At 71.0% G+C, this 14,559-nt stretch carries 14 protein-coding genes; 9 read left to right on the top strand and 5 right to left on the bottom strand.

Annotation, left to right across the window (positions count from 1 at the left end; all coding sequences use genetic code 11):
• Nucleotides 1–15: 15 nt before the first annotated feature.
• Nucleotides 16–1,143, top strand: coding sequence for a pyridoxal-phosphate dependent enzyme (locus AC6LJ9_RS22090; RefSeq protein ID WP_498149201.1), 1,128 nt, complete (start codon nt 16–18; stop codon nt 1,141–1,143).
• Nucleotides 1,144–1,158: 15 nt separating this feature from the next.
• On the opposite strand, the gene AC6LJ9_RS22085 is transcribed toward AC6LJ9_RS22090, so the two are convergent.
• A complete protein-coding gene (locus AC6LJ9_RS22085) occupies nt 1,159–2,073 on the bottom strand; it encodes a LysR substrate-binding domain-containing protein (protein WP_498149200.1) in 915 nt (304 codons plus the stop codon).
• A gap of 160 nt (nt 2,074–2,233) precedes the next feature.
• On the opposite strand from AC6LJ9_RS22085, the gene AC6LJ9_RS22080 reads away from it, so the two are divergent.
• Nucleotides 2,234–3,502, top strand: a complete 1,269-nt coding sequence (locus tag AC6LJ9_RS22080; protein WP_498149199.1) for an SLC13 family permease — start codon at nt 2,234–2,236, stop codon at nt 3,500–3,502.
• Here AC6LJ9_RS22080 and AC6LJ9_RS22075 read toward each other — a convergent pair.
• The 4 genes from AC6LJ9_RS22075 to AC6LJ9_RS22060 form a co-directional block, all read right to left on the bottom strand.
• Nucleotides 3,474–3,896 (bottom strand): VOC family protein, encoded by a 423-nt coding sequence (locus tag AC6LJ9_RS22075; RefSeq protein WP_498149198.1) that lies wholly within the window; start codon nt 3,894–3,896, stop codon nt 3,474–3,476. The two genes, AC6LJ9_RS22080 and AC6LJ9_RS22075, sit on opposite strands and share 29 nt — an antisense overlap.
• Nucleotides 3,897–3,959: 63 nt before the next feature.
• Nucleotides 3,960–4,691, bottom strand: coding sequence for a helix-turn-helix transcriptional regulator (locus AC6LJ9_RS22070; protein WP_498149197.1), 732 nt, complete (start codon nt 4,689–4,691; stop codon nt 3,960–3,962).
• A 68-nt stretch (nt 4,692–4,759) separates the two neighbouring features.
• Nucleotides 4,760–5,626 (bottom strand): hypothetical protein, encoded by an 867-nt coding sequence (locus AC6LJ9_RS22065; protein ID WP_498149196.1) that lies wholly within the window; start codon nt 5,624–5,626, stop codon nt 4,760–4,762.
• Between the two features lie 181 nt (nt 5,627–5,807).
• Complete coding sequence (locus AC6LJ9_RS22060) at nt 5,808–6,275, bottom strand: CopD family protein (protein ID WP_498149217.1); 468 nt, start codon at nt 6,273–6,275, stop codon at nt 5,808–5,810.
• Nucleotides 6,276–6,423: 148 nt separating this feature from the next.
• Here AC6LJ9_RS22060 and AC6LJ9_RS22055 point away from each other — a divergent pair, with 148 nt between their 5' ends.
• The 7 genes from AC6LJ9_RS22055 to AC6LJ9_RS22025 all read left to right on the top strand — a co-directional run bounded on the left by AC6LJ9_RS22055 (nt 6,424) and on the right by AC6LJ9_RS22025 (nt 14,514).
• Nucleotides 6,424–6,933 (top strand): sigma-70 family RNA polymerase sigma factor, encoded by a 510-nt coding sequence (locus tag AC6LJ9_RS22055; protein WP_498149195.1) that lies wholly within the window; start codon nt 6,424–6,426, stop codon nt 6,931–6,933.
• Nucleotides 6,912–7,916: a FecR domain-containing protein gene (locus AC6LJ9_RS22050; protein WP_498149194.1), complete on the top strand. Its 1,005-nt coding sequence runs from the start codon at nt 6,912–6,914 to the stop codon at nt 7,914–7,916. Before AC6LJ9_RS22055 ends, AC6LJ9_RS22050 begins: the two co-directional genes overlap by 22 nt.
• A gap of 130 nt (nt 7,917–8,046) precedes the next feature.
• The gene (locus AC6LJ9_RS22045; protein WP_498149193.1) at nt 8,047–10,656 is read left to right on the top strand and encodes a TonB-dependent receptor; all 2,610 of its coding nucleotides are present in this window, start codon (nt 8,047–8,049) and stop codon (nt 10,654–10,656) included.
• A gap of 128 nt (nt 10,657–10,784) precedes the next feature.
• The gene (locus AC6LJ9_RS22040) at nt 10,785–11,831 is read left to right on the top strand and encodes a hemin-degrading factor (RefSeq protein ID WP_498149192.1); all 1,047 of its coding nucleotides are present in this window, start codon (nt 10,785–10,787) and stop codon (nt 11,829–11,831) included.
• 40 nt (nt 11,832–11,871) lie between these two features.
• Nucleotides 11,872–12,747, top strand: coding sequence for a heme/hemin ABC transporter substrate-binding protein (locus AC6LJ9_RS22035; RefSeq protein WP_498149216.1), 876 nt, complete (start codon nt 11,872–11,874; stop codon nt 12,745–12,747).
• On the top strand, nt 12,731–13,729 hold the full coding sequence (locus AC6LJ9_RS22030) for a FecCD family ABC transporter permease (protein WP_498149191.1): 999 nt from the start codon (nt 12,731–12,733) through the stop codon (nt 13,727–13,729). Before AC6LJ9_RS22035 ends, AC6LJ9_RS22030 begins: the two co-directional genes overlap by 17 nt.
• Nucleotides 13,726–14,514, top strand: a complete 789-nt coding sequence (locus tag AC6LJ9_RS22025; protein WP_498149190.1) for a heme ABC transporter ATP-binding protein — start codon at nt 13,726–13,728, stop codon at nt 14,512–14,514. The genes AC6LJ9_RS22030 and AC6LJ9_RS22025 overlap by 4 nt, the downstream gene beginning before the upstream one ends.
• Nucleotides 14,515–14,559 lie beyond the last annotated feature (45 nt).

The raw sequence follows: 14,559 nt of genomic DNA, 5'->3' as shown, positions 1-14,559 counted from the left end.
TCACCACCGCACGCCATGACCGAACCGCATTACTACGATCCCCAGACCGGCGCCCGCCATGCGCTGGACGAGCCGCGCTGGTGTTCCGACGCGCGCACGCCGCTGATGATCTCGCCGCTGGCCGGCATTTCGCGCGACGACATCGACACGCGCGCGCGTTCGCTGTGGCGCTATCGCGCCGCGTTGCCGCGCGCCATCGACGCGCCGGTCTCCATGGGCGAGGGCTGCACGCCCATGGCCGAGCGCGCCTGGGGCGCGCTGCGCCCGCATTTCAAGCTGGAGTGGTTCAACCCGACCTGCAGCTTCAAGGATCGCGGCGCGGCCGTGATGCTGTCCTGGCTGCGCCAGATCGGCATCGGCGCCGTCGGCGAGGACAGCTCGGGCAATGGCGGCGCGGCCATCGCGGCGTTCGGCGCGGCGGCGGGCATGGCGGTGACCATCTTCGCGCCGGCCTATGCCTCGCCGGCCAAGATCGCGCAGATACGCGCCTTCGGCGCCGACGTGCGGCTGGTGGACGGGCCGCGCGAAGCCTCGCAGGACGCGGCCATCCGCGCGTCGGGCGAGCTGTACTACGCCAGCCACAACTGGCAGCCCTTCTTCCTGCAGGGCACCAAGTCCATCGCCTACGAAATGTGGGAGGACTTCGGCTTCGAGGCGCCGGACAACGTGGTGATTCCGGCCGGCGCCGGCAGCAATGTGCTGGGCTGCGCCATCGGCTTCGCCGAGCTGCTGGCGGCCGGCCAGATCCGCAGGCTGCCGCGCCTGTTCGTGGCCCAGCCGCTGCACTGCTCGCCGGTGGACGCGAGCTTCCAGGCGGGCGCGGATACCCTGGTCGAGCGCCCGGTGCTGCCCACGGTGGCCGAAGGCACGGCCATCCGCCAGCCCTTGCGCCTGCGCGAAATGCTGCAGGCCGTGCGTGCCAGCGGCGGGCAGACCGTGGCGGTGCCCGAGGACGCGATCGTGGCCGCCGTGCGCAAGCTGGCCGCGATGGGGCTCTACGCCGAACCGACCAGCGCGACGGCCGCCGCCGCGCTCGACATGCTGGCCGCGCGCGGCGCCATTGCGCCAACCGAGCGCACGGTCGTGCTGCTGACGGGATCGGGCCTGAAGGCCTCGCAGTTCATGACGGAGCTGTACTCGTAACCGCCCCGTCCGGGGCTATCCGGCGGCCTGGCCCGCCGCGCCCTCGCTGTCCGCCAGCAGGTGGTCGAGCAGGCGGCAGGCGCGCGCGCTCAGGCCCTGGCGCGACTGCACGCAGAGCAGCAGCTGGCGCGTGGCCCAGGCGTCGGACAGCGTCACCGTGCCCACGTCCAGCAGCCGGCTCATGCTGCGCGCCGTGCTTTCCGGCACGATGCCCACGCCCACGCCGGCCTGCACCAGCCGGCACATGGCGTCGAAGCTGCGCAGCTGCACGCGCAGCTTGATGGGCTTGCCTGCCACCAGGGCCTGGCGCGCCAGGAAGCGCTGCAGCGCGCTGCTGCGGTCCAGGCCGACGAAATCCTCGTCCAGCACCTCGCCGAAGGCGACCTGGGCGCGGCCAGCCAGCGCATGTCCGCGCGGCACGATCAGCACGAAGCGGTCGCAGCGGTAGGGATGGATTTCCAGCGCGCCGGTGTCGACCGTGCCCGCCACGATGCCGATGTCGGCCGAGCCGTCGGCGATGGCTTCGACGATCTCGTCGCTCAGCATCTCCTGCAGCTCGACGTTGATGCGCGGATGCGCGGCCAGGAAGCCGCTCAGCGCTTCCGGCAGGAAGGCGGTCAGCGCGTTGGTATTGGACAGCACGCGCACCGAGCCGCCGAATTCGCCGGCGCAGCCGGACAGGTCGTCGCGCAGGCGCTCGGCCTGCGCCAGCATCAGCCGGGCGTGCGAGGCCAGCTTCTGGCCGGCGGGCGTGGGGGTGACGCCGTGGCGGCCGCGTTCCAGCAGCGGCGCGCCGAGCGAGGCTTCCAGGTTGCGGATGCGGGCGCTGGCGGCGGCCAGCGCCAGGTTGGCGCGGGCGGCGCCGTGCGTGATGCTGCCGGCCTGCACCACATGCAGGAAGAGGGCCAGATCAGTCAGGTCGAAACGCATGCGTATCAGTTGCGCCAGCCTACGCCAGCCGTATAGGCAGCCTGCGCCAATCGCGCATTTTCAGCGTCGTACAGGGTCCGTACACTGCGCCGATTCCTGTTTTCGCCACGGTGGTTCCATGCATGCCTTAGTCTCCGGGTTTCCGATTCTACCCGCCGCCTTGACGGCGATCACGATCGCGCTATGGGCTTTTTCGCGCCTGCCGGAATACCTCACGGCGCTGCTGTTCTTCGGCGCCGCCATGGCGCTGGCGGCGGCGCCGCGCGAGGTGGTGTTCTCGGGTTTCGCCTCGGCCGCGTTCTGGCTGGTGCTCAGCGGCTATGTGCTGGGGCTGGCGCTGAAATACACCGGCCTGGCCGACCGCATGGCCGGCCTGCTGTCGCGCCGCCTGGCCGGCGGCTACCTGACCGTGACGGCCGGCGTGGTGACGCTGACCTATCTGCTGGCCTTTGTCATGCCGTCGAACATGGGACGCATCGCGCTGCTGATGCCCATCGTGCTGGCCTATGCCGACCGCATCGGCCTGGCGCCGGGCAGCCGAGGCCGCATCGGGCTGGCGCTGGCGGTGGGCTTCGGCACCTTTCAGCTGTCCACCTCCATCCTGCCGGCCAACGTGCCCAACCTGGTCATGGCCGGCAGCATCGAGGGCAGCTACGGGCTGCAGCTGGGCTATCTGCCTTATTTGTGGCTGCACGCGCCGGTGCTGGGCATCCTGAAGGGCGTGCTGCTGACCTGTTGCATCGCCTGGATGTTCCGCGACACGCCCAGGCGCGCGGAGCAAGTCGCCGCCGCCGCGCCGCTGTCGGCCGCCGAGAAACGGCTGGGCTGGCTGCTGGCGCTGACGCTGCTGGGCTGGGTGACCGACGGCGTGCATGGCGTGTCGCCGGCCTGGATCGGGCTGCTGTCGGCCTGCGTCTGCCTGCTGCCCAAGGTGGGCTTCGTCAGCGGCGACCAGTTCGGCAAGGAAGTGAACTTCCGCACCGCGATCTATGTGGCGGGCATCCTGGGGCTGGCGGCGATGGTGGCCGACAGCGGGCTGGGGGGCATCATCGGCAAGGCGCTGCTGGCCTGGCTGCCGCTGTCGCCGGACGCGCCGATGCGCAGCTTCTTCTCGTTGGTGGGCTTGTCGGCGCTGCTGAACTTCGTGGTCACCGCCAATGGCGTGCCGGCGCTGTACACGCCGCTGGCCGAGACGCTGGCGCAGGCCTCGGGTTTTTCGCTGATGGCGGTGTTGATGGCGCAGGTGGCGGGTTACGCCACGGTGGTCATGCCGTACCAGGCCTCGCCCATCGTGGTGGCGATGGGCATGGGCCAGGTGCCGGCGCGCAGCGGCCTGGCGCTGAGCCTGGTCACCGCGCTGCTGTCGTTCGTGTTGCTGGTGCCGCTGGACTACCTGTGGTTCAGGCTCCTTGGAATGCTGGGATCGTGACCATGGCTTCGGGCTCGGCCGCCGGTTCTTCCTTGGGCGCGAAGACGCGCAGACGATGGCCGTCCGGGTCCAGCGCCACGAAGGTGCGGCCGAAGTCCATGTCGATCGGCGCCTGCAGGATGGGCAGGCCGCGCAGGCTCCAGTCGCGGTAGCGGTCGGCCAGGGCCTGGGCGTCCGGCACGCTGAAGGCCAGTTCGGTGGCGCCGCCCCGGCCGGCGGCGGCCGGCTCCACGGTGTAGCGCGACCACAGGCCCAGCATCAGACCCGAATCCAGCGCGAACAGCGCGAAGGTGGGCGAGCTTTCGACGGGCGGGCGTTGCAGCAGCGCGCTGTAGAACGCCGCGCTGGCTTCGGGTTTTTCGACGTAGAGGATGAGGAAGTTCGTGTCGGACATGGCGCGCTCCTGGCGGCGGGTGGGACCCAGAGGTCGGTAGCGCAAGCTTAGAAGCGCATGCTGTCAGTTTTTGGCAGCAGTCTTTGGGACGCAGGCATCCTCCGCCCTGGCCTGTTCCCGGGTCTGGTTGAGCGCGCGCCATTCCTTGAGCAGCGCGTGGCGCCGGCGCGGGTAGCGCGGGCCGGGACTCAGGGCGGCGATGCGGTCGGTGCGGAAGTGGCGGAAATCCTGGCGCAGCTCGCACCAGGCCATGACGATGCGCACGCTGTCGAAGAATCCCAGCGCGAAGGGCCAGATGGTGCGCGCCGAGTCGGCGCCCTTGTCGTCGCGGTAGGTGATGTCCACTTTCTGCTCGGCGCGGATGGCCTGGCGGATCTGGGACAGGTCGACCCGGTCCACCACGCAGGCGGCGCTGGGGCCGATCAGCAGCGGAATCGCGTCCAGCTCGTCGCGCACTTCAGGCGGCAGCACGGCGCCGATCTTGGCCAGCGCGTTGCTGGCGGCCAGGCCCAGGCGCGCGTCCGAGCGCTGCGCGACCCAGCGCGTGCCCAGCACCAGCGCCTCGATCTCCTCGGTGCTGAACATCAGCGGCGGCAGCATGAAGCCGGGCTTGAGCACATAGCCCATGCCCGGCTCGCCGTCGATCTCCGCGCCCTGGGCCTGCAGCGTGGCGATGTCGCGGTACAGCGTGCGCAGGCTGATGCCCAGTTCCGACGCCAGGCGGTGGCCGCTGACCGGCAGGCGGTGGCGGCGCAGGGTTTGCAGCAGGTCGAGCAGGCGTTCGGCGCGGGACATGGACAGACGGTGGGGCGGGAATCACGCAATACTGCCACGAAATGGCAGTATTACGCATTGCTTGCGCCCTAGCGCTTGACCGGCTTGCCGGTGGCCACGTCGATCGCCGAGCCGTCTTCCAGGCTGACGCGGTAGATCTCGCGCAGCACGTTGCCGGCGAAACCGATCTCGACGATGGAGACATCCTTGAAGGTGGTCTGGATGCCGTCGGGCAGGATGGCGTTGAACTTGTCGGCTTCCTGCTTCATGGCGTCCTGCAGCCGCGCGTCGTACAGGGCCATGCTGTAGACCAGCGTGGTGTGCGGGTTGTGCGCGCGCACTTCCTGGCCGTCCCGCACGACGTTCACGCCGCTCACGCCCACGCTGCGGACCAGATCGCGGCCGGCGTCGGCCATTTTGGCGTACACCGGACCGGTGACGCGCGGCAGCGGGCCATCGCGCAGCGGCGCCAGCGCCGCCGTGACCACGGTGTTGTAGCGCATCAGTTCCTCGAAGCCGGCGCCGCTCTTGACCACGCCCAGGTCCAGCCACCATGGATGGCCGGCGCCCTTGGCGGCTTCGGTCGGATAGAAAGTCTTGAGCGTGACCGGAATCGGCGCGGGCGGCTTGGGCAGCGCGACCAGCATGCGAGCGGGCGTGGTCGGATCGGCGCTGTGGATGTGGACCACCGTCACGTGCGGAATGTTGGGCGTTTCCGCCTCGGTCTTCAGGCCCAGCTTGAGCAGGTCTGCCTTGAGCGCGCCATTGATCTTGCTGTCCAGCACGGCGTTGACTTCCTGGGGCAGGCGGTAGACCACGCCATAGGTCGCCTTGTGTTCGCGAAAGCCGGGCTGTTCCAGCGAGCTGTTGTCCTGGACGGCCGTGGCGGCGAGGGCGGTCGGGCCGCAAAGGACGGACAGGCCGAGCGTGGCCAGGGGCAGGATGCGTTTGAACATGGGATTTCCTTCTCGTTGTGATTGGGGACCCGCGAGAGTCGCGTCCAGTGTGAGAAGGCGGGATGTACGCCGTATTGCGCCGAACCAAAGAATTCCGATAGGTGCCGCCGATGTTCTGATAGCTGCGGGCGGGGGGGCCTGCGCCAGGCGGCGCCCGCCCCGTGCCGGCGCGGACGCCGGGTCAGGCCAGGAAAACCGCCGCCACGACCGCCAGGCCCAGCAGCAGGTTCACGCCCACCCAGCGGCGGATCAGGGCCATGTTGCGCCCGCCCGCCGGCCAATCGGCGGCCGCCACGGCGGCGGCCAGGCCCTTGAAGGGCACCAGCCGGATGTAGGCGTAGATGGCCGTCATGACGATGCCGCCTGCCGCCATCAGCGTCCAGGCGCGCGGCATGAAGAAGGCGCCGCCGCTTTGCGAGGCCTGCGTCGCTTCCTGCCCGATCATCGCCGCGCCGGTCGCCAGGATCAGCACGATGGCCGCCAGCACCGCGTTCAGGAACGGGCCCAGCACCGCCGCCATCAGGGTCAGGCGCTGCGGCGGTTCCAGTCTGGCGGCCGCCGGCCGCAGGAAACAGTGGGCGAACAGCATGCCGCCGACCCAGAGGATGACGGCCAGGAGGTGGGCGAGCTTGAGCAGGGCGTAGGACATGGTCTTGGGACAGTGGAAGTAGGGACGGCATCTCATCATATCGCCCTGGGGATTACGCGGAGGTCTTGACCTGGATCATGGGTTTTCACTTAGAATGAGATTGATTTCTATTTGTGATTATTCAAAGCTCGATATCAGGGAAGCCGCCGTGCCGAATTCCGCGCTCCTCACCGGCGACGCCGTCCACACGCTCTACAGCAAGCACCATGGCTGGCTGCACAACTGGCTGCGCGCGAAGCTGGGCAACAGCTTCGACGCGGCCGACCTGGCGCAGGACACCTTCATCCGGGTGCTGCGGCACCGGCAGGAAATCGAGGCGCTGCGCGAGCCGCGCGCCTACCTGACCGCCATCGCCAAGCGGCTGATGCTGAACCATCACCGCCGCCGCGCGCTGGAGCAGGCCTATCTGGACGCGCTGGCGGTCATGCCGCCGGCGCTGGCGCCGTCGGTGGAACAGCGGCTGCTGATCCTGGAGGCGCTGCACGAGATCGACGAAATGCTGTCAGGCCTGCCGGGTCCGGTGCGCGAGGCCTTCCTGCTGGCGCAGCTCGAAGGCCTGAGCCAGGGCGAGATCGCCGCGCGCCTGGATGTGTCGCCGCGCACTGTCCACCGCTACATCGCGCGCGGATACGAGCAATGCATCCTGGCGGTGGCATGAGCGCGCCGGCGGGCGGAACGGGCGAGCTGCCCGAGGTGGAACGGAGCGTCGCCCGGCAGGCGGCGCGCTGGATGATGCTGCTGGGCTCCGGCCGCGCCAGCCCGTCGGACCTGCTGGCCTGCGAGCAATGGCGCTCCAGCAAGGCCGAGCACGAACACGCCTGGCAGCGCGCGCAGCGCGTCAGTCAGCGCTTCGGCCTGGTGCCGGCCACGCTGGGCATGGCGGCGCTGAACCGGCCCGCGTCGCCGCGCCGCCGCGCCGTGCTCAAGACCCTGGCGCTGGCCGCGGCGACCGGTCCGCTGGCCTGGGCCGCGTGGCGCGCCGATCCGCTGGACTGGACCGCCGACTACCGCAGCGCCGCCGGCGAACTGCGCGAAGTGGCGCTCAGCGATGGATCCCGCCTTTACCTGAACACGGCCAGCGCCGTGGACGTGGCGTTCAGCGCCGCTTCGCGGCTGCTGCGGCTGCGCGCTGGCGAGATCGCGCTGCACGTGCGCGACGAGTCGGGCGCGCAGGCGCGGCCCTTCGTGGTGCGCACGCGCTACGGCGACATCGAGGCGCGCGCCGGCCGGTTCTGCGTGCGGCAGGAAGACGGGTTCTGCCGCGTCAGCGTGCAGGAGGGCGCGCTGCGGGTGGCGGCGCGCGCGGGACGGTATCTGCCGCTGGCGGCGGGCGCGGAGCTGCGCCTGGACGATCAGGGCCCATCTGACGCCGCGCCCGCCGATCCCCATGCCGCCGACTGGATGCGCAACGTGCTGCACGCCCGTGAAATGCGGCTCGACGCCTTCGCCGCCGAGCTGGGACGCTACCGGCCCGGCCTGCTGCGCTGCGATCCGGCGGTGGCGCATCTGCGCGTTTCGGGCGCGTTCCAGTTGCACGACACCGACGCGGTGCTGGCGGCGCTGCCGGCCACGCTGCCGGTGAGCCTGCGCTACCGCACGGCCTACTGGGTCACGATCGGGCCGCGCATCGCGGCGGCCTGAATCGCCGCTGTTACAAAAAAGTGAGAGCCATGTTGTCCGGTTCGGCGTGCTCGAGGGTCATGGAGGGTAGAGGCAGATGAATGCCTGTGCATGCCCGCAAGTCGCTACCCGCTGGATCGAAAGGACGATCATGACCCACCCCCTCTACCGCCGCCCGGGCGGCCCGCAGGCCGCCGACGGCGCGCCGCGCCGCCCGACCCGTCTATCCCTGGCCCTGCGCGCGGCGCTGGCCCTGTCGGCCGCGCCGGCGATCCTGGCGCCTTGCGCCGCGCAGGCGCAATCGGTTCAGGCCCGCACGGCCAGTTACCGCATCCCGGCGGGGCCGCTGGCCGAGGCGCTGCCGCGTTTCGCCGACGCCGCGGGCGTGACGGTGCTGTTCGATGCCGCCTTGCTGGGATCGCGCAGCAGCGGCGGCCTGAACGGCTCGTACTCTGTGTCCGAGGGCTTCGCCCGCCTGCTGGCCGGTTCCGGTCTGGCCGTGCGCGAGCGCAGCGCCGGCGTCTATGTGCTGGTGCAGCAGGCCGGCGTGACGAACCTCGATCCCGTGCGCATCGAGGGCGAGAGCAGCCGCCCGGCGCCCGCCTGGCAGAGCAGCACCGACCGCAAGCGCCTGGACGAGCTGCAGGTGCGCAACTGGAGCGACTTCGGCAAGCGCGTCGAGCCGGGCGTCAATTTCAACCGCCTGACCAACAGCATCAACATCCGCGGCCTGGACCAGGACCGCGTGCTGACCCGCGTGGACGGCATCCGCCTGCCCTGGCTGGACGATGGCGCGCGCGGCGTGAAGGGCGGCCTGGAATCGGTGGACTTCAACAGCCTGTCGCGCCTGGACATCGTGCGTGGCGCGGACGCCACGGGTAGCGGCGGCGGCTCGGGCGCGATCGCCGGCATCGCCGACCTGCGCACGCTCAATCCGTCCGATTTGCTGGATGACGGCAAGCGCTTCGGCGCGCTGGCCAAGACCGACTACGACACCACCGACAGCAGCTGGGGCACCAATGCGGCCCTGGCCGGCCAGATCCACGAGAACACCTTCTGGCTGGTGCAGGCCGGCCTGCGCAACGGGCACGCGGTGGACAACCGCGGCGACGTGGGCGGCTACGGCCCGCGCCGCAACCAGCCCACGCCCGAGGACTACAGCCAGCGCAGCTTCCTGCTCAAGCTGCAGCAGCGCGTGGACGGCGGCCATCGCTTCGGCGTGACCGGCGAGTATTTCAAGCGCACGGCGGACTTCGACAATATGTTCGAACAGGGCGCGGGCACGTCCTACCTGTACGGCGAGAACAGCGTGCGCAAGGAAACCGAGCGCCAGCGCGTGTCGCTTGACTACAGCTACAAGGCGCCGTCCGACGGCGGCCTGCTCGATACGGTCACGGCCGCGCTCTATTGGCAGCGCGTGTCGCTGGATACCAGCCAGACGGCGGTGCGTGGCGTGGATCCGCGGGCCTTCATCATTCCCCGCGATCCGTTCCGCTATGGCTTCCCCAGCGGCCCCTATGGCCGCGACAACAGCATCCGCCAGACCATGTACGGCGTGAACGCCGAGGCGACCAAGCGCCTGGGCGGCGCGGTGACGCAGCTGTGGACCGTGGGCGGCGAATGGTACGGCAACAAGACCGAGCAGCAATCCAGCGGCTATGACAACTGCCCGGCGATTCGTCCGGGCACGCCCGCGCCGTTCGGCCCGCGCGCCTGCGACATGCTGCACACCAACCAGGCCGACGTGCCGCAATCCAAGGGCAGCCAGTGGGCCATGTGGGTGCAGGACGAATTCGGCTTCGCCGACGGCCGCTATACGCTGACGCCGGCGCTGCGCTACGACCACTACAAGCAGAAGCCCGAGAGCACCGACAGCTACGCCAGCAATCCCAATGCCGGCAAGCTGCCTTCGGCCAACAGCGCCGGCCGCTTCTCGCCCAAGCTGCTGGCCGGCTGGAAGGCGGCCGACGAACTCAGCCTGTATGCGCAATACGCCTATGGCTTCAAGGCGCCCAGCCCGTCCCAGCTCTACACCAACTACGGCGGCGCCGGCACCTACCTGCGCGTGGGCAATCCCTACCTGAAGCCCGAGACCAGCAAGGGCTGGGAACTGGGCGCCAAGCTGGGTTCCGACGACCTGGGCGGCGCGCTGTCGTTCTTCGACAACCGCTACCAGAATTTCATCGACACCAGCGTGCCGCTGGGCGCCAGCTCGCCGCAATGGCAGCCGGGCTGGGCGGGCCAGTATCCGCTGGGCGTCACGGGCACCGTCAATCGCGCCCGCGTGCGCATCTACGGCGCCGAGGCCAGCGCGCACTGGAAATTCGCGACCGGCTGGCGCACCTGGGGCTCGCTGGCCTGGGCCGTGGGCAAGGACGAAGGCACTGGCCAGCACCTGAACTCGGTCGCGCCGCTCAAGGCCATCGTCGGCCTGGGCTACGGCCGCGACGCCTGGGGCGTGGACGCCATGCTGACGGCCGCGCTCAAGCGCGATAAGGTGGAGTATCCCAAGGCCACGGGCAAGACGCCCTATGCCGATTTCCAGGCGCCGGGCTATGGCGTGATGGACCTGATGGGTTACTGGCGGCCGGAAGCGGTCAAGGGCCTGCAGCTGCAGGCGGGTGTGTACAACCTGTTCGACAAGAAATACTGGGAGGCCATCAACGTGCCGACCGCGGGCGCGATGCAAATAGCGCGCCCGGTGGATTGGTACACCGAGCCGGGCCGCAGCCTGCGGATATCGCTCACGTACCAATATTGATCCGACATGCCGCCGCCCCTGCTCGCAGGATGCATCGTTTCACGGTGCGCGGAGGGCAGGGGCGGCGCTGTCGCCGCCGACGATCCGACATCTTTTCCATCACCCCCTTTCAGGCCGGAGGGCCAGACATGAGCAACATCGATTTCGACACCCGCGCCGCTGAACTGCGCGCCCGCAACGAGGCCCTGGCGGCCGAACAGCCCAAGCTGCGCGCCCGCAACCTGGCCCAGGCGCTGGGCGTGTCCGAGGCGCAGTGGGTCGCCGCCGGCTGTGGCGGCGTCAAGGCGACCGCGCTGCACGGCGAGCCCCAGGCCATCTTCCGCGACCTGGGCGCGCTGGGCGAGGTCATGGCGCTGACGCGCAACGACTGGTGCGTGCACGAACGCCATGGCCGCTACCTGGACATCCAGGCCGACGGTCCGGTCGGGCTGGTGCTGGGACCGGACATCGACCTGCGCGTGTTCTTCTCTTGTTGGCGCTCGGCCTGGGCCGTGGAACAGGACGGGCGGCACAGCCTGCAGTTCTTCGACGGCGAGGGCGTGGCCGTGCACAAGGTGTATCGCACCGAGGCCACCGATGTCGCCGCCTACGACGCGCTGGTCGCGCGCCACGCGGGCCCGTCGCGGTGGCCGGAAAGCACGCCGGCCGCGCCCGCGTCCGACGCCGCCAGCGTGGCCGACGGCGAGCAGTGGCGCGCCGCCTGGCTGGGCATGACGGACACGCACGAGTTCTTCCCGCTGCTGCGCAAGTTCAAGATCACCCGGCTGGCGGCGCTGGCCGCCGCCGGCGAGGATCTGGCCCAGCAGGTGCCGGCCGACGCCGTCGAGCGCGTGCTGGAGTCGGCGGCGGCCTCGGGCCTGTCCATCATGTGCTTCGTGGGCAACCGGGGCATGATCCAGATCCACACCGGCCCGGTGCAGCAGCTGCGCCGCACCGGGCCCTGGTACAACGTGCTGGATCCGAAGTTCAACCTGCACCTGGACACCACGGCCATCGCCTCGTCCTGGGTGGTGAACAAGCCGACCTCCGACGGCTGGGTCACGTCGCTGGAGCTGTACGCCGCCAACGGCGACCTGATCGCCCAGTTCTTCGGCGAGCGCAAGCCCGGCAAGCCCGAGCTGCCCGGCTGGCGCGAGCTGATGAGCGGCCTGTGCGCCGTGCCGCTGGCCGTATGAGGACATGCCCATGATGCGCAAGACTCCGATGCCTCGCCCCATGTCCGGGAGGTTCGCCCGCGTCCGTTCGCCGCGCCTGTTGCTTGCACGCCTGTCCGCCGTCGCGGCAGCCTGGCTGGCCGGGTTGTGCGTGGCCCAGGCCGCGCCCGAGCGCGTGGTCACGCTGGGCGGCAGCGTCACCGAGATCGTGTACGGGCTGGGCCAGGGCGCGCGGCTGGTCGGCGACGACCAATCCAGCCTGTATCCGCCCGAAGCCCGCCGGCTGCCCAGCGTGGGCTACTACCGCGCCGTGCCGGTCGAAGGGGTGCTGTCGCTCAAGCCGGACCTGGTGCTGGCCTCGGAGCAGGCCGGTCCGCCGGACGCGCTCAAGCGCCTGGGCGAGGTCGGCGTGCGCGTGGTGACGGTGTCCGACCAGCCTTCGGTCGATTCGCTCAAGGCGCGCATCCGCGCCGTGGCCGAGGCGCTGGACGCGCGGCCGGCCGGCGAGCGCATGATCGAGGACCTGGGCCGCGAGCTGGCCCGCGCCGAGGCGCTGCCCGCCAGGCCCGCGCGCGCCATGCTGCTGATCAATCGTGGCGGCGCGCCGCAGGCGGCGGGGCGCGACACCGCGGCCAACCAGCTCATGGAGCTGGCCGGCCTGGTCAACGTGATGCAGGGCCAGCAGGGCTACAAGCCGCTGTCGGCCGAGGCCGTGGGCGCGCTGGCGCCCGACGTGCTGATCGTGACCAGCATGTCGGTCGAGGCCAGCGGCGGGCTGGACGCGCTCCTGGGCCTGCCCGGCCTGGCCTCGACCGAGGCGGCGGCGAAGCGGCGCGTGGTGGTCATGGACGACCTGCTGCTGCTGGGGTTGGGACCGCGCCTGCCGCAGGCGCTGACGCAACTCAAGCAAGAGGTGGCGAATGTCATGGCGCGCTAGCGCGCCGCGCTCGGTGGCACTGATCTGCCTGGCGCTGGCGGCCGCCGTGCTGGCCGCCAGCGCCAGCGGCGCCGTGTCCATTCCACTGCGCGCGCTACCTGCGCTGCTCTGGGGCGAGCCCGCGCCCGATCAGGTGCTGTGGCGCAATGTGCTGATCGACATCCGCCTGCCGCGCGTGCTGTTCGCCGTGGTGGCGGGGGCAGGGCTGGCCGTGTCCGGCGCCGCCATGCAGGCGCTGTTCCGCAATCCGCTGGCCGAGCCGGGCCTGATCGGCATCACCGCCGGCGGCGCGCTGGGCGCGGTCGGCGCCATCGTGCTGACGGCCGGCGGCTTCTGGATCACCGCGCCGGCGGCGTTCGTCGGCAGCCTGCTGGCCACGCTGTGCGCCTATGCGGTGGGCCGGCGCGTGCCGGGCGTGGCGGGCTTGCTGCTGGCCGGCGTGGCCATCACGGCGGTCGCCTTCAGCCTGATCGGGCTGCTGACCTTCATGGCCAACGACGCCCAGCTGCGCGACCTGACCTTCTGGAACATGGGCAGCCTGGCGCGCGCCAACTGGACGCTGCTGGCCTTCCTGGGCCCCTGGGTGGCGCTGCTGTCGGCCTGGATGATGACGCAGTGGCGCGCCATGAACGCGCTGCTGCTGGGCGAGCGCGAGGCCCAGCACCTGGGCTACGCGCTCAAGCCGCTGCGCGTGCGCCTGGTGCTGGCCAGCGCGCTCATCATCGGCCCGCTGGTCGCGGTGACCGGCAGCATCGTCTTCGTGGGGCTGGTGGTGCCGCACCTGGTGCGCATGACGCTGGGCGCCAACCACCGCTGGCTGCTGCCGGCCAGCGTGGCGGGCGGCGGCCTGGCCCTGGTGCTGGCCGATTGGGCCTCGCGCGTGGCGGTGACGCCGGCCGAATTGCCCATCGGGCTGGTCACGGGACTGGTCGGCGGTCCCTTCTTCCTGTGGCTGCTGGCGCGGGGCAGGAGGGTCGGATGACGCTGGCCGCTGAGAACCTCATCCTGTCGCGCGGCGGCGCGCGCGTGCTGGACCACGTGTCGCTGGAGCTGGGGCCGGGCGAAGTGGTGGGCCTGCTGGGCGCCAACGGCGCCGGCAAGTCGACGCTGCTGGGCGCGCTGGCCGCCGAACTGCGCGCCGGCGAGGGCGCGTTGCGCCTGGATGGCGACGATCTTGCCGGCATGGCGCCCGCGCGGCTGGCGCGCCGGCGGGCGGTGTTGCCGCAGAAGCCGGGGCTGGGCTTCGACCTGGGCGTGGCCGAAGTGGTGGCCATGGGCGCCTACCCCTTTCCCGAGCTGCCGCCCCTGGCCGTGGACGCGCTGGTGGACAGGACGCTGGCGCTGGCCGACGCCACCCATCTGCGCGCGCGCCGCTACCCCGAACTGTCGGGCGGCGAGCAGCAGCGCGTGCAGTTCGCGCGCGTGCTGACCCAGTGCCTGGCGGCGCGCGCCGAGGGCGAGGCGCGCTACCTGCTGCTGGACGAGCCGACCGCCAGCCTGGATCCCAGGCATCAGGGCGAGCTGCTGCGCGTGGCGGCGGACCTGGCGCGCGACGAGCGCGTGGGCGTGCTGGTGATCCTGCACGACATGAACCTGGCCGCGCGCTGGTGCGACCGGCTGCTGCTGCTCTGCGGCGGACGCGCCATCGCGTCCGGACCGCCGTCGCAGGTGTTGACGCCGGCCAGCCTGCACCTGGCCTATGGCATCGCCGCCCAGGTGGTGCCGCATCCGCTGGCGCCGGGCCGGGTGCTGGTGCTGACCGCCTGAGGGGCCGGCGGCGCGGTTCCGTCCCGGGGCCGCGCCGCCGGTAGA

This window comes from Achromobacter sp. 1011811831 (assembly GCF_059760905.1).
Note: the sequence above shows the minus strand (reverse complement) of the source record. Positions and strands in the feature narration are given on the sequence as shown.

Excerpts from the sequence above, each read along its gene's own strand:
- AC6LJ9_RS22050 (WP_498149194.1), top strand. The coding sequence starts at position 6,912 with ATGCATCCTGGCGGTGGCATGAGCGCGCCGGCGGGCGGAACGGGCGAG.
- AC6LJ9_RS22035 (WP_498149216.1), top strand. The coding sequence starts at position 11,872 with ATGTCCGGGAGGTTCGCCCGCGTCCGTTCGCCGCGCCTGTTGCTTGCA.
- AC6LJ9_RS22030 (WP_498149191.1), top strand. The coding sequence starts at position 12,731 with ATGTCATGGCGCGCTAGCGCGCCGCGCTCGGTGGCACTGATCTGCCTG.
- AC6LJ9_RS22090 (WP_498149201.1), top strand. The coding sequence starts at position 16 with ATGACCGAACCGCATTACTACGATCCCCAGACCGGCGCCCGCCATGCG.
- AC6LJ9_RS22070 (WP_498149197.1), bottom strand. The coding sequence starts at position 4,691 with ATGTCCCGCGCCGAACGCCTGCTCGACCTGCTGCAAACCCTGCGCCGC.
- AC6LJ9_RS22040 (WP_498149192.1), top strand. The coding sequence starts at position 10,785 with ATGAGCAACATCGATTTCGACACCCGCGCCGCTGAACTGCGCGCCCGC.
- AC6LJ9_RS22065 (WP_498149196.1), bottom strand. The coding sequence starts at position 5,626 with ATGTTCAAACGCATCCTGCCCCTGGCCACGCTCGGCCTGTCCGTCCTT.
- AC6LJ9_RS22025 (WP_498149190.1), top strand. The coding sequence starts at position 13,726 with ATGACGCTGGCCGCTGAGAACCTCATCCTGTCGCGCGGCGGCGCGCGC.
- AC6LJ9_RS22045 (WP_498149193.1), top strand. The coding sequence starts at position 8,047 with ATGACCCACCCCCTCTACCGCCGCCCGGGCGGCCCGCAGGCCGCCGAC.
- AC6LJ9_RS22085 (WP_498149200.1), bottom strand. The coding sequence starts at position 2,073 with ATGCGTTTCGACCTGACTGATCTGGCCCTCTTCCTGCATGTGGTGCAG.
- AC6LJ9_RS22060 (WP_498149217.1), bottom strand. The coding sequence starts at position 6,275 with ATGTCCTACGCCCTGCTCAAGCTCGCCCACCTCCTGGCCGTCATCCTC.
- AC6LJ9_RS22075 (WP_498149198.1), bottom strand. The coding sequence starts at position 3,896 with ATGTCCGACACGAACTTCCTCATCCTCTACGTCGAAAAACCCGAAGCC.